The organism is Candidatus Vondammii sp. HM_W22, from assembly GCF_022530855.2.
In the GTDB taxonomy this organism is placed as follows: Bacteria; Pseudomonadota; Gammaproteobacteria; order Chromatiales; family Chromatiaceae; genus Vondammii.
Genome location: NZ_CP099567.1, coordinates 2,507,664 through 2,521,059 on the forward strand (window position 1 = coordinate 2,507,664; position 13,396 = coordinate 2,521,059).

8 protein-coding genes and 6 pseudogenes are annotated in these 13,396 nt (G+C 50.4%); 10 read left to right on the plus strand and 4 right to left on the minus strand.

The features are described 5' to 3' along the window. Positions 1 to 58: 58 nt before the first annotated feature. Positions 59 to 1,033 (minus strand): annotated as a pseudogene (locus MN084_RS19865) (IS5 family transposase). Between the two features lie 136 nt (positions 1,034 to 1,169). Here MN084_RS19865 and MN084_RS14005 point away from each other — a divergent pair. From MN084_RS14005 to MN084_RS14025, 5 genes and pseudogenes are all read left to right on the plus strand, one after another. Continuing rightward, positions 1,170 to 1,349 carry a hypothetical protein gene (locus MN084_RS14005; protein WP_330178121.1) on the plus strand — a complete coding sequence of 60 codons (180 nt, stop codon included), beginning with the start codon at positions 1,170 to 1,172 and terminating at the stop codon, positions 1,347 to 1,349. Between the two features lie 469 nt (positions 1,350 to 1,818). Then, positions 1,819 to 2,151, plus strand: a complete 333-nt coding sequence (locus MN084_RS14010) for a S24 family peptidase (RefSeq protein WP_241087455.1) — start codon at positions 1,819 to 1,821, stop codon at positions 2,149 to 2,151. A gap of 3 nt (positions 2,152 to 2,154) precedes the next feature. Further along, complete coding sequence (locus MN084_RS14015) at positions 2,155 to 3,108, plus strand: efflux RND transporter periplasmic adaptor subunit (RefSeq protein ID WP_241087454.1); 954 nt, start codon at positions 2,155 to 2,157, stop codon at positions 3,106 to 3,108. 147 nt (positions 3,109 to 3,255) lie between these two features. Beyond that, positions 3,256 to 4,119, plus strand: coding sequence for an efflux RND transporter permease subunit (locus MN084_RS14020; RefSeq protein ID WP_277400551.1), 864 nt, complete (start codon positions 3,256 to 3,258; stop codon positions 4,117 to 4,119). Positions 4,120 to 4,247: 128 nt separating this feature from the next. Continuing rightward, positions 4,248 to 6,352: pseudogene (locus MN084_RS14025) on the plus strand (efflux RND transporter permease subunit). Between the two features lie 242 nt (positions 6,353 to 6,594). Here the strand turns inward: MN084_RS14025 and MN084_RS14030 are convergent. Both MN084_RS14030 and MN084_RS14035 read right to left on the minus strand, forming a co-directional pair. After that, positions 6,595 to 6,791 (minus strand): annotated as a pseudogene (locus MN084_RS14030) (IS256 family transposase); the annotation flags it as partial. A 276-nt stretch (positions 6,792 to 7,067) separates the two neighbouring features. Then, positions 7,068 to 7,286 carry a hypothetical protein gene (locus MN084_RS14035; protein ID WP_241087453.1) on the minus strand — a complete coding sequence of 73 codons (219 nt, stop codon included), beginning with the start codon at positions 7,284 to 7,286 and terminating at the stop codon, positions 7,068 to 7,070. 109 nt (positions 7,287 to 7,395) lie between these two features. On the opposite strand from MN084_RS14035, the gene MN084_RS14040 reads away from it, so the two are divergent. From MN084_RS14040 to MN084_RS14055, 5 genes and pseudogenes are all read left to right on the plus strand, one after another. Beyond that, positions 7,396 to 8,474 (plus strand): IS3 family transposase gene (locus tag MN084_RS14040; RefSeq protein WP_330178122.1). Its coding sequence is split into 2 segments (ribosomal slippage): positions 7,396 to 7,648 and positions 7,648 to 8,474, totalling 1,080 coding nucleotides; the frame shifts between segments, so codons are not numbered across the junction. 51 nt (positions 8,475 to 8,525) lie between these two features. Then, positions 8,526 to 8,888, plus strand: a pseudogene (locus tag MN084_RS14045) (restriction endonuclease subunit S); the annotation flags it as partial. 316 nt (positions 8,889 to 9,204) lie between these two features. Beyond that, a pseudogene (locus tag MN084_RS19870) lies at positions 9,205 to 9,387 on the plus strand (restriction endonuclease subunit S); the annotation flags it as partial. Between the two features lie 454 nt (positions 9,388 to 9,841). Further along, a pseudogene (locus tag MN084_RS14050) lies at positions 9,842 to 11,820 on the plus strand (type I restriction endonuclease subunit R); the annotation flags it as partial. Beyond that, complete coding sequence (locus MN084_RS14055) at positions 11,817 to 12,545, plus strand: M48 family metallopeptidase (protein WP_241087452.1); 729 nt, start codon at positions 11,817 to 11,819, stop codon at positions 12,543 to 12,545. The pseudogene MN084_RS14050 and the gene MN084_RS14055, both read left to right, overlap by 4 nt. Here the strand turns inward: MN084_RS14055 and MN084_RS14060 are convergent. Then, the gene (locus MN084_RS14060; RefSeq protein ID WP_241087451.1) at positions 12,542 to 13,378 is read right to left on the minus strand and encodes a paraquat-inducible protein A; all 837 of its coding nucleotides are present in this window, start codon (positions 13,376 to 13,378) and stop codon (positions 12,542 to 12,544) included. The two genes, MN084_RS14055 and MN084_RS14060, sit on opposite strands and share 4 nt — an antisense overlap. Positions 13,379 to 13,396: the final 18 nt, after the last annotated feature.

Below are 13,396 nucleotides of genomic sequence, written 5' to 3' on the forward strand. Positions count from 1 at the left end.
GGAGAGCCCGGCATCTTCACACTCATTTTTCTGGCAACAGCCATATCCATACCTTGCTTCATCCGGCCAGCCACACCAATCGACGCATGTTGTACACCAAATTCATCATACCAATCTTCACGCTGGCCTGCTGAGAAAACACGTACTCAACTCGAGCCCGAACTCTTGATCGTTTTCGGTTTGCCTCTTGCCCCGTTCATTTAAGAGGCGTTTGCGTGTCGACTTGCGATGAATGTGACTGCGGTAATGCGCACCCGGTAAGGCGGCTTCCCGTTCTACACTGCGGTAAGCAGAATCGGCCCAGACACGGCCATTACTGTTGTTCTCATCCAGCCGTTCCTCGAAGACCTGGCTGTCGTGAACTTCTGCTGATGTGGTGACGTACTTGCGAATGACCTTGTGCTTCCGGATCTATGCTGATGTGGTTTTTGTACCCATAGTGGATTTTACCATCACTTCTTAGTCCAGCGGGCTTCAACATCCTTCTGGCGGCGTTTGTTACCGCCCCATGTCAGGGCTGTCTCCATATTTGGTTTGCCTATTTTCCTCTCGCGTATTGTGTCGCCTGGGTACTGGAACGATGACGGCATCTACAATCCATCCCTTGCGAGCACTGAAGCCTGCTGCATCAATCCGGATCAACGGCTCTGAAAAAAGTTTATCAACAAGGCCCCTTCTTTCAGGCGCTCACAATATACCCAAACTGTTTTAGCATTGGGAACCTTACCCTCCGGGCTCAGCCCAGGAAAACGACAAAAGCTATAGCGATCCCGTATTTGGAGCTCTATTTTATCATCGGACAGATTGAATAAATGCTGTAGGGCCAACACCTGAACATCAGTACCGCATCGTAAGGTGGGCGCCCACCTTTACTGGGATCACTGTTTTTGTAAACGGAGCCCTACAATACCCGAAAAGCCTCCCGGTCTATGGTCCTTTCCAGCTTTGGCGGCGGGTCTCCCAGTTGCTCAAGGAGTTCAAGGAGTTCAAGGAGTTCAAGTCGATCTTGATGATCAAAAAAACTCGGTTGCATGGCTTTTATCAATGGTTGGTTGAGTCGGTTACTATTATCGCTGATTTGGGAAGGTTTTTAGGGGCTCCCATATACCTCCTTCGGCATCAAGACTAATTTCAGGAACCCTTCCCTTATTTTGATTATCTTTGGCGTAATGATGCTGGCACCAAAGCTGATCCCTCAATCACCAACTGAACTGGAGCAGTCCCAAGCAAACGATGATACCAGCACACCGGCACTGGACACCCAAGCGCCGGATAAATCCTTCGTCCAAGCCGAAATCAAACGACTGGCGGTTGTTGACTCGTTCAACCAATCCTCCCGGCCACAATAACCTCTACCTGAACCCAACCCCGCTATCTTAGCCGCAACAGAACCGACAGTTCGGGAGACGCCTGAAGTGACAACAATACAGGCCGAGCTCAGTATTCCAACAATAAACATCGAGAAACCTGCCGCCATTTCCCATTTCCCATTTCCCATTTCCCATTTCCCATTTCAACAGGCTATCAGGGAATTCACCACCGACTTCATCGTAAATTTTCGGCACTTGATTGTAAACTGAAGGTTCTCGCTCCAGAAATTGAAGGCGGCGTTCCCGCTGCCAACGCACTGGGGAGCGCCATATCCATGCCTTCGCAAACATCCGCAGGGCGCTATTGATAACTTGCATCGAATGCAGCAAAACTCAATCGGTACTTCAACGCAACCAACTTCCCATAATCCGGAAACCTTCTGCCTTTTACCTTTAAATCAACCCGATAAACCTTTACTCTTAATGGTAATGGAGTCTGGAGATATTCATGTCACAAGATTGCAGTTATAACGAACTCTATCCCCTACAGGTGCTCGACGACAGTATGGAACCCGAGTTTCCGGAGAAGTGCGTGCTGGTAATCGAACCCTCTCAGGTGTGCGCCAGTGGTGCCTATGTGATTGTCAGCGTCGATGGCGAGCGCTGGTTTCGTCAATTCATCCGGGAGGATGACGGCAGTGAACGGCTGATCGCGGTTAACGATAACTATCCGGCCATTGGCCTGAAACAGGACAATTACCAGATTGAAGGCGTCATCATCCAGCGAAACAGAAAACACTACAAACCCTATGAACCAAACAACGGCGAGCCTCTCCAATAAGCCATGTGCCACTCACGCCTTCCGGTATTGCTGTTTACTGGCCTTCTGATCCTCCTGCTCAGTGGCTGCAGTGAAAAACCGACTGCCGGGCCTTCCGGGAAAAAGCGCTCTGGTACAGAGCATCTGGTAGAGATGGTCGTGGTCAGTCCAGAGCAGGTCAGCAGTGCCCACGAGCGGACTGGCAGCCTCAGGGCGAGGCGCATCGTACGCATTCACAATCAGGAAGAGGGGCGCATCACCAGCATACCCTTCTTTGAAGGTGATGCCATAGCAAGCGGTGACACCCTGGTCCGACTTGAAGATGCCATGCTCAGGGCCCAGCTGGATAAAGCCAGGGCAACCACCCGGCAAGCTCAGCTCGACCTGAAGCGGATAGGTGATTTGGTAAAAAAACGTGTCGCTTCAGATGATGAGCAGGCCCGTGCCCGCACTGCACTCGATGTGGCCAAAGCTGAACAGAAACTGCTGGATATCCGCCTGAGCTATACCCGCATTACCGCCCCCTTCTCGGGGGTTATCAGCGAACGCAATATGGAACCCGGGGACCTGGCCCCGAAAAACAGTCATCGGCTGACATTGACGGACCCTGATTCCCTAGTGACTGAGATACACGTCTCTGAACTGCTGCTCCCCCACCTCAAGCGTGGCGATCCTGTTACGGTAGGCATAGATGCTCTGGGCAACCTCCCCGTCTCCGGAAAGATACAGCGGATACATCCCGAACTTGATCAAGCCACCCGCCAGGGTGTAGTGGAAATCGCCCTCACCCATATTCCCGAGGGAGCAAAGGCGGGACAATTCGTCAGAATAACCTTTAAAACAGCCCAGGTGGAACGCATTCTGCTGCCCTTTGCCGCAGTCAGGCGTGACCGTGACGGTGAATTTGTCTACCGGCTGAATGAGAAACGCCAGGCCCTCCGTACACCGGTCCGCAGCGGTAATTCGTATAGCCGATAAAATAGAGATTACCCAAGGTCTGGAGCCAGGCCAGCAGGTCATCAGCCGGGGATTTTTGGGACTAACCGAGGGAAAAAAGGTCAAACCGGTGAATGCCAATAAAACAGCCCTGACCTCCATGGTGAAAAAACCAACTCCAGACAACCAATGAGCAAACCAAACAAAGCCATCGGCCGCGGCCTCGCAAGCTGGTCTATCCACCACCCCATCGGTGTTGTGATGATCACACTCGCGGTGATGATTTTAGGCGTTTTTGCACTGGACCGGCTGAATATCGGCCTTTTACCCCAGCTTATTTATCCGGATATCCGGGTACGTATCATCGATCCGGGCGTCCCCGCCACCATCATGGAAGATGAGGTAACCCGCCAATTGGAGGAACAACTGGCGATTACCGAAGATGCCATCCATGTGGAGTCTCAAACCGCTGAAGGGCGCAGCGCCGTCTCCCTCTCCTTTGCCTACGGCAAGGATATCGACGTTGCACTGCGCGACGCCAGTACCCGACTGGACCGTGCCAAACGTTTTCTGCCCGACACCATTGAACCGCCGGTCATCTACAAGCGCGATCCATCCCAGCTCCCAGTGGCGGAATATGTCATCAGTTCGGCCCTGCGGGACCCGGTAGAACTGCGCAGCTGGGTGGATTACAGCCTGGGTAAATGGCTATTGAATATTCATGGAGTGGCAGCGGCTGAAGTGGGTGGCGGCCTTGTTCGTGAGATTCAGGTGTTGGTGGACCAGGATCGTCTGGTGGGTATAGGCCTGGATATACTGGATATCGCCGATGCTCTGGAAGAGGGGAATAAAGAGACACCGGCAGGCCGCCTGATTATGCAGCAGGGCGAGATCAGCGGCCGCACAGCAGGCCGCTTCATTAATATGGAAGAGATCATCAATCTGCCGATTATCCTGAATTCGGACAGTGGATCGCCAGCCCGGCTGATTCATCTCAGTGAGGTGGCCCAGGTTATTGACGGCGCCGAAGAGGAGCCCTGCGCATTCGCCTGAACGGCCTGCCGGGGATCAAGCTTTCAATTCAAAAGCAGGCCAGTGCAAATACCGTCACAGTGGTCGATGCGGTCAATAAATAGCTGGCTGAGCTGGAGGCGAACAACCTGATTCCGGACGATATTGAGATTCACAGTGTCGGCGACGAAGCCCGTTATGTCAGACGCTCGCTGAACAATGCGATAACCGCAGCCAGCAGCGGCGCCCTGCTGGCCATGCTGGTGGTCTATATCTTCCTCGGTAGCCTGCGGCGCACCCTGATCATCGGCAACGCTATCCCCATCGCCATTCTGGTCACCTTTATTCTCATGGCCGGCGGCGGCCTGACCCTCAATATTATGACCCTGGGTGGCCTTGCTCTGGGTATAGGCATGCTGGTGGACAGCACGATTGTGATGCTGGAGAACATCTACCGGCATCAGCGTGAAGGTGAGGCACCGGAGAGTGCATCACGGTTGGCTGCCAGCGAGGTTAACAGTACTATTGTCGCCTCCACCTCGACCAATCTTGCGGCAGTGCTACCGTTCCTGTTTATCACCGGCCTTTCAAAGAGCTGATTTTTACCATCTCAGCCGCCATTGTCGCCGCCATGCTGGTGGCGTTGACCCTGGTGCCGGCCCTGGCCGGGCATATCCCGGTCGGGCGTGAAGGCATGCTGAGACGTTCTATCAACCGGGCAATCGAGGCACTGCAGAACGGCTATGCATGGCTGCTCAGCTGGCTGATCAAGGCGCCCTGGCTGATCATCATCATCTTCATTGGCGGATTGGCGATTACCGCACCCCAACTGCTGGAGAGTAAGCAGATATTCCTGCCGCGGATGGATGAGGGACGGGTCTACGTCAGCATAACGGCTGACCGCGGCACCAACGTGGCGTACATGAACACCCTGACCGAAAAGATAGAAAAAATTCTTGCCGCCGAGCCAGAGGTGGAGACCCTGTTTACCACCGTCGGCGGCCATGTCTTCGGCCGTTCTCAGCACGAGTCACCAAACCGCGCTAGTATTAAAGTCCAGCTCAAACCAAAACAGCAGCGCAGTGGCATCAGCAGTCAGCAATGGATTGAAAAGATGCAGAAAAAGGTGGCAAAGGCGCAATTGGCAGGGGTGAGAATCCGCATGCGCAGTGCCGGCATCCGGGGGATCAGCCTGAACCGCAGCGACGATGACTTTGCCTTGCGGATAAAAGGGCCTGATCTGGCAGTGCTGGAAAAAATTGCAGGGCGGGTACTGGAACAACTGAAAGAGGTTAAGGGCCTACGCAATCTGCAGCACTCCGCGGAGACCAAGAATCAGGAGATCTCCATCCAGGTTGACCGGGAACGCGCTGCGGGTTACGGACTCTCCCTGGCCGATGTGGGCAAGGCGGTACGTTTTGCCCTCCAGGGCAACAACATTACCGATTTCATCGCCGATGACCGCTCTATCGATATCATGCTTCGTCTGAACCGGGATGATATTGCCAATCCGGCAGATATAGAGGAGATCATTCTGCTCAACCAGAACTCACAACGGGTCCCGGTACGGTTGTCGGATTTCGCCAAGGTGGCGATCGTCCCAACACCCTCTGCCATTATGCGCGACCGCCAGCAGCGCATTGTGGAGGTGACAGCCTCCCTTATCGGGGATATCACCCTGACCGAGGCGATCGAGTCCGCTGATGCCTCGCTGGAGAGTCTGGAGGTCCCCAAGGGGTATAGGATTTACGAAGCGGGCAATCTGGAGACCCTGCAGGAAGGCCGGGACGTCAGCAGACAACTGCTGGGACTGGCGCTGTTCCTGGTTTTTGTGATGATGGCGGTGCAGTATGAATCTCTGCGCAATCCACTGGTGATTATCCTCAGTGTCCCCTTTGCCATTATCGGGGTAACGCTTGGGCTGGAGTTTACCGGTCTGCCGCTCTCTATGCCGGTCTGGCTCGGCATGATCATGCTGGCCGGTATCGTGGTCAACAACGCCATTGTGCTGGTGGAGTATATCGATATAAAACGAAATCAGGGACTGGCTCTCATCGAGGCCGTCATCGAAGCCGCCCGCCTGCGCATCCGCCCTATTCTGATGACCACATTGACGACCGTGGTTGGTATGTTGCCCCTGGCACTGGCCTTGGGCGAAGGCTCTGAAATGCTGCAACCCCTGGCGGTGACTATCGTCTCCGGGCTACTCTTCTCCACCCTGGTCAGCCTGATTCTAGTTCCTTCCGTCTATCGCATTCTATATTCTGATAGCTAGAAAGCTGTCAGGAAACAATCAAGAAAACACGACTTTCGTGTAGGTTAAGCTGAGGCACGAAGCCAGACGAAACAACCCCCTACCCACCAAAACAGAAACAAAGAAACAAAGAAACAAAGAAAGAAAAGGATATAAATACCTTAATAGCTACCTGGCTTTATGATCTACGACCGGTCAAGGAGAATGATATTCTCGCCCATGGACGATGAGTTATAGTCAAATCTGGTGTTTAGCCAGTTGAATCAAGCGGCGACCTGATCGACTCTTGCTACCTCAACACCCTCTTTAAATTTGATTCCGGTTATCACCTTCGCCAGATAATCGAAACCCCGTAATCGTCTCCACGTCTTCTCGGCACACAGGCCGAGTTTGAACATCATGTGTAGCACGCCGTCACGCGATAGGAACGCCTAGTTCGATGGCGGATTGAGTTATAACTCAATGGGCCCCCAATCTAGCCGCAGATACGCAGGCAGCTACAGCTCCATTTTTTGGAGCCTTCATCGCTTCTGCTCCATCCACTATTTACCTCTTGCGTTTATGCCTAAAGACCCATAGCGCCGCTATCACCGAAAATAAAAGTGGAGCTATTGTTTTAGCGCTTGCACGAATAGCGAATAGCGAATAGCACAAAATCACGTAGCTTTTATTTTCCAGTGCATAGCCTTGTTATATTTTTGTTACGTGTAACACACTAATGCAACTTGCTAAAGTTTTAACTCTGATCGTATTTAACACGAAACAATATGCTTTCATCAACATGCTCAAAATCTTTCCCATAAATATGTAAAGATGTAACTTCATGATAATTAAGCTCACAATCTTTAACTGATAAATTAATTCTAAATGCTTTTGTTTTTGCTTTTTCTAGCATGAACGGTGATTGAACAATACCAAACGTATCACTACCTGCTTTAGCCTCTACATTAAACATACTTTCACCATTATCTTCTTGGTATTTTCCGCCAGTGACCTTTCCCCCAGAAATAGAGCCATGATAAGGATGAGATTTCCAATTAGTCTGTGTATTAGGAGATCTCAGGATGAAGAAGAAGCGTTACAGAGAAGAGCAAATTATTGGTGCCATCAAGCAGCATGAGTCAGGGGTAAAAGTTGATGACATTTGTCGTCAGTTCGGCATTTCAACCGGGTGTTTTTATAACTGGCGAAGCAAATACGCCGGGATGGATGTCTCAGAAGCCAAACGGCTCAAAGAGCTTGAAAGCGAAAACAACAAGCTTAAGAAGTTACTTGCCGAGAAAATGCTTGAAGCTGAGGCGATGAAGGATGTGCTCTCAAAAAAGTGGTAAAGCCTGCTGATAGAAAACAAATCGTGAGCTACCTTAAGTCGCGGTTCAAATTAAGTGAGCGTAGAGCTTGCCAATTAGTAGGCTTAAGTAGAACCGCTTTTCGGTACGTTACTCAATGGGGAAAAGATGAGCCTCTACGCAAACGGTTACTTGAGCTGGCAAAAAAGCATCCGAGTTATGGTTATTTGTTTTTACATGGCCTCCTGAGAGGAGAGGGGCTTGTGAAAAACAAGAAGCGGACCTACCGAGTCTATAACGAAGAAGGTTTTCAAGTGAGGACTAAAAAACGCAAGAAGATAATACGACCAAGAATGCCAACGATTATGCCCATTGGTAAAAATATACGCTGGTCAATGGATTTTGTCAGTGATCAGTTGGCTAATGGTCGCCGCTTTCGAGTATTTAATGTGATTGATGATTACTCAAGAGAAGTTATTGGCCAGCTCTCTGACTTCTCGATCAATGGTCACCAGGTCGCTCGTTTTTTAACTCAGGTGATTGAGCTAAGGAGCGCTCCGGATCAAATAATCTGCGACAACGGTACTGAGTTTACTAGCAAGGCGATGTTCTACTGGCAAAAAGAAAGTGGCGTTAAGCTAGGTTTTATTCAGCCAGGTAAGCCTACTCAGAATGCGTTTGTAGAAAGCTTAAACGGTAAATTCAGAAATGAATGCTTAAATCAGCATTGGTTCAGGTCCATTGATGACGCTAGACATGAAATTGATCAATGGCGAGAGCACTACAATCACGTGCGGCCTCATAGCGCATTAAATTATTTGTCACCTGTGGCCTTTGTGAATAGGGCCGCTTAGAATGAATTATCTCATCCAAGTCTTGGTATTAAGATGGGGGGAAGGTCAGTTATGGGCACAATAGGCCGCACGATAGTTGTTCCGCCAGAATGCTCTGGCTGGAATGTGAACAGAGCACTAGCAGTTATGAAGCTAGGAGATGAGTTAGACTCTGATTATTTCTGTGTTTATCTAAAGTCACCTTATATTAACAATAAGCTTATTGAGCAAAGCATTGGATCAGCGCAAAAGCGTATTAATCTGAAGGATCTCAAGAAATATAGGATCGTTATTCCGGAAATTATCGAGCAAATCAAAATCGCCCAAATCCTCTCCACCTGGGACAAGGCCATTGAAACCACCGAAAAGCTGATCGAAAATAGCAAGGCGCAAAAAAAGGCGCTGATACAGCAACTGCTGACGGGGAAGAAGCGGTTTCCGGGGTTTAAAAAGGAATTTAGACGTCTACATATTAGGGATATCGCGGATATTGATAAAGAATCACTCGGCAATAAGACTTCACCAAGCTTTAAATTCAGATACATTTCACTCTCAGACGTAGACCTAGGAGAAATTTCAGATGTTTTGAGGGGATATCAGTACAAGGATGCACCTTCACGAGCAAGGCGAGTAGTTAGCGATGGTGATATCTTAATGTCAACTGTAAGACCGAAATCTTAAGGCCTTCGCAAAGGTTGGGTCCGCATCTGGAGATTGTGTTGCATCAACTGGCTTTGCAGTATTAACACCAAAGCCAGAGTTTGATGGGGATTATTTATACCATTACTTGTTCAGTTCGCATATTGCCGGACAACTGCACGCTTTAGTTGTTGGATCAAGCTATCCAGCCATTAACTCTTCAGATGTGAAGGGGCTTGCTGTGTATTGCCCAAATGAGAAAGAACAAAAAGTAATATCTTCTGTGCTAAAATAGGAATGAAAGGACTGTACATAATCTTGGAATGCAATTAGCACGATTAAGGAGTGAAAAAAAAGCCCTTATGCAACAACTCCTCACCGGAAAACGCCGTGTGAAGTTGGATAAGAGGTAAGTTCTCATTAACACCGTGCAGATGTTTGCGAGAGGGTATGTAGATGCCATTTCCAGAAGTGTTGGCGTGTTGGCGGCAGGGATGCGCCTTCAAGCGTACAGGGATGTATTTACAGCGTCTCCTGGAAGTGGCATCTACATATCCTCCTGCATGGACTTTTAGAGAACTTACGATAAGAGCGAAATCGACGAGGATTCAGCGATGAATAAGGAAGTTACACAGCATCATCAGACCTTTGACAGCCTGAAACATAAGCAGGATGGCGGTGTAGAGTTCTGGACTGCCAGAGAATTACAGGCAGTGCCTGACTACAGCAGGTGGGGAAAATTTGAACCTATCATCAACAAGTTCAACACGGCCTCGAAACAGCCTGAGTGCTACAACCCTTCAGATAAACTGATTGTGCTCATCGATGAAGGCCATCGCAGCCAGGGTGGAGAAAATCACGAACGCATGCGTAAGGCGCTGCCAAATGCCGCCTACATCGCTTCCACCGGCACACCGTTGCTGAAGAACGACAAGACGACCAATAAATTTGGGCCGATTATCCATGCCTACACTATGCAGCGGGCGGTGGAGGACGGCACCGTCACGCCACTGCTTTATGAAGAGCGTCAGCCGGATCTGGCGGTGAATGAGAAGGCCATTGATAGCTGGTTCGATAAGATTACGGCGGCGCTTTCCGAGGAGCAACGGGCCGACCTGAAGAAAAAATTCGCCCGCAAAGGCCCCGTCTATAAATCCCAAAATCGCATTGAACTGATCGCCTGGGATATTGCGGTGCATTTTAATGAGAATATTAAAAAGGTGAACCACGGTCTGAAGGCCCAGGTTGCCTGTGACAGTAAATTAAGCGCCATTCGCTATAAAAAATACCTGGATGAAACCGGACTGGTGAGCAGTGCTGTGGTGATTTCGCCGCCAGATATACCCGCGAGGGGCATAAAGATCTCGATGAGGAGAAGCTGCCGGAAGTGCAGCAATGGTGGAAAGCGAATGCAGGCCACGATGCCGATGGGTATGAGCGATCCGTGCTGGATGATTTTTCCACCCCAGGTGCTCCCGACCTGTTGATCGTGGTGGATAAACTACTCACGGGTTTCGATGAGCCCCGTAACACCGTGTTGTACATCGACAAGCCATTGAAGGAACACAATCTCATTCAGGCCATTGCACGGGTGAACCGCCTGCACGAAGAGAAACAGTACGGTCTGCTTATTGATTACCGCGGCATCCTCGAAGAGCTCGATACGGCCATTCAGCAATTTCAGGATCTGGCCAGCCGGACCCAGGGTGGTTATGACATTGAGGATATTGATGACTTATACAACCAGATGAGCACCGAGTATAAACGCCTGCCACGCTTGCATGATCAGTTATGGGCGATTTTTGCCGGCGTGAAAAATCGCCAGGATCTGGAACAGTATCGACAGATCCTGATTCCTGTATATGGCGAAGATGGCGATGGCAACAGCTATGACAAGTGTCAAAAGGTGCGCGAAGATTTCTACTCTGCCCTGACCGGTTTTGGTCTGTGTCTGAAACTGGCCTTGTCTTCTCAATCGTTTTTTGAAGATGGCAGCATTTCCGAGGCGATGATTCAGACCTGGAAAGTGGATTTGCGCTTCTTTACCAATCTGCGCAGGATCGCCCGCCAGGATGCCCAGGAGACCATTGATTACAGCAGCTATGAGGAACAGATCCGGCGTTTGGTGGACAAGCAAGTGGTCGGTAATGAAATCAAAGAACCCCAAGGCGTTTATATCGTCAACGAACTGGGTCGGGAGCCAGTCGATGAGTGGTCCAAAGAGAAGACCCGAAACGAAACCGACCTCATTCGTACCCGAGCCAGGAAAACCATTGAGCAGGAGCTGGCGGGCGATCCCTATGCGCAAAAGGTATTTTCCCAATTGCTAAAAGAGGCCATTGCCGAGGCTGAGGCCCTGTTTGACCATCCACTCAAGCAGTATGCCCTGCTTAAGACCTTTGAGGAGAAGCTTGCAGTGCGTCAGCTAGAGGGGATTCCTGAATCGCTGAATGGAAACCGTCACGCCAGAGCCTACTATGGTGCAATGCGCTTGGTGATGGGCGATGACGACCCTCAAGATCTGGCGGATGAGGCCCTTGTCATTGATCGGGTTATAGACCAGGCAGTTGCTGAGCAGTCGCTGAATCCCCAGGGTATTGAGGCGGAGATCCGCAAAGGCTTGCTGCCGAGACTGTTCAAACTGTTTGGAATGGATAAGACAAAAGAGGTCATTGACTCGGTCATTCAGATCACCCGGGTGGGTTTGAGCCGTGGAGAGCGCCGTTGATTGACCAGCGTTTGCAGTACGGGGAGGTGGAAATTTCCTATCAGGTATTTTTTGTGCCGGGAAGAGAATACAAAATTGCTATCCATGTTCACCCGAATGGGCGAGTGCAGGTTGACGCACCCCCTCAAACATCACTGGCCGAAGTCAAACAAGCCGTCAGTAGGCACAGCCAATGGTTGTGTCATCAACTTCAGCGTATCCGAGAACAACGTACCTGGATATTGCCCAGGGAGTACGTCAGCGGCGAAAGCCACTTTTATCTGGGTAGGCGATATGTGCTGAAGGTCAGATTAAATAGACGGCAACAGGCCAGCGTAAAATTGCAGCGGGGGCAATTTCTGGTCACGACGGGAGATACCACTCGGGATGCCGTTAAAACCCTGTTATGGAATTGGTACAAGGATCACGCCCGCAATCAAATCGACCGGCGGTTGGAGACCTTGTGGCAGGAGACTAACTGGGTACGGGAAAAGCCGGCCTGGAAATTGCGGGCCATGAAGAAACAATGGGGCAGTTGCTCTCCAAAAGGTATTTTGTCGTTGAACCCTCACCTTGTGAAAGCGCCATCACACTGTATTGATTATGTGCTGCTCCACGAACTGTGTCACTTGAAGTTCCATAATCACAGTCGGTATTTCTACCGCTTGCTTAAAAAACAGATGCCGGAGTGGGAGGCGGTAAAAGGGCGATTGGATGGCATGGCGGAATTGCTATTGAATAGTTAACCTGCTTTTTTATCGAAGTTTTTGTATGAAATAAGCTGAGTCCCAACCAGCGATAGCACAACATAGGCGGCAAAGAACCAGAGGCCGGCCTGCACTTCAGCGTGGATCATCCCCCCTTCCCCGCTGGTGGAGAAAAAAGCGACAAGGATTGCTACCACAAAGACATCTGCCATCGACCACTTACCAAGATGCCGGCTTATGTGGAGCCCGCGCAGGGAGAAGTGGTGAGTCCTGCTGAAGAGTGTCAGCCAGGCCACCAGGTTTTTTAGCACGGGAATCACGACGCTGAAAAAGAACAGGATAATGGCCAGCCACAAGTTGCCGTTTTGTTCCAGGGCGGCGATGGTGCTTAACACCCCTTTTGACTGAAACTGAAAAACCGTTTCACCGAGTACCGGCAGCTCTTTACTCGCCTCCAGTGAGAGGATCGGTGTTGTCAGGCCAACCAACAGTGCGATAAAGGCAATCGTGAGTGTGGCATAACCCAGATCACTCAGGCGGCGGCGAACCCACCAGGTGGTAACAGCGATCACCACGGAAATGATAAAAAAGATGGCGGTGGTCATTCTGACTGACAGGTGATAGGCTGCTTGCAGTGTTTTGTGCTGATTAAGAATCTCCACCTGGCCGGAATAGCCGTCATAGAGACCGAAGCTCAGTATCTCCAGCAGTTGGCGACTGCTGCTTTCCAATTGGGCCTCCGCCTCCAGTTGACTGATGATGAACAGTGTCTCTTGCTCATAGGCATGGGCCTGCTCCCAGGTTTTCCATCCGCTCCAGATCAGCAGCAGGAACAGCAGGCCGGGCAGAATCCATTTTATTGCTGTATGCATGTCGGGTTAGGTCATTCC

Coding starts and splice junctions, on each gene's coding strand:
- MN084_RS14005 (WP_330178121.1), top strand. CDS start 1,170: ATGATGCTGGCACCAAAGCTGATCCCTCAATCACCAACTGAACTGGAG.
- MN084_RS14010 (WP_241087455.1), top strand. CDS start 1,819: ATGTCACAAGATTGCAGTTATAACGAACTCTATCCCCTACAGGTGCTC.
- MN084_RS14015 (WP_241087454.1), top strand. CDS start 2,155: ATGTGCCACTCACGCCTTCCGGTATTGCTGTTTACTGGCCTTCTGATC.
- MN084_RS14020 (WP_277400551.1), top strand. CDS start 3,256: ATGAGCAAACCAAACAAAGCCATCGGCCGCGGCCTCGCAAGCTGGTCT.
- MN084_RS14035 (WP_241087453.1), bottom strand. CDS start 7,286: ATGTTTAATGTAGAGGCTAAAGCAGGTAGTGATACGTTTGGTATTGTT.
- MN084_RS14060 (WP_241087451.1), bottom strand. CDS start 13,378: ATGCATACAGCAATAAAATGGATTCTGCCCGGCCTGCTGTTCCTGCTG.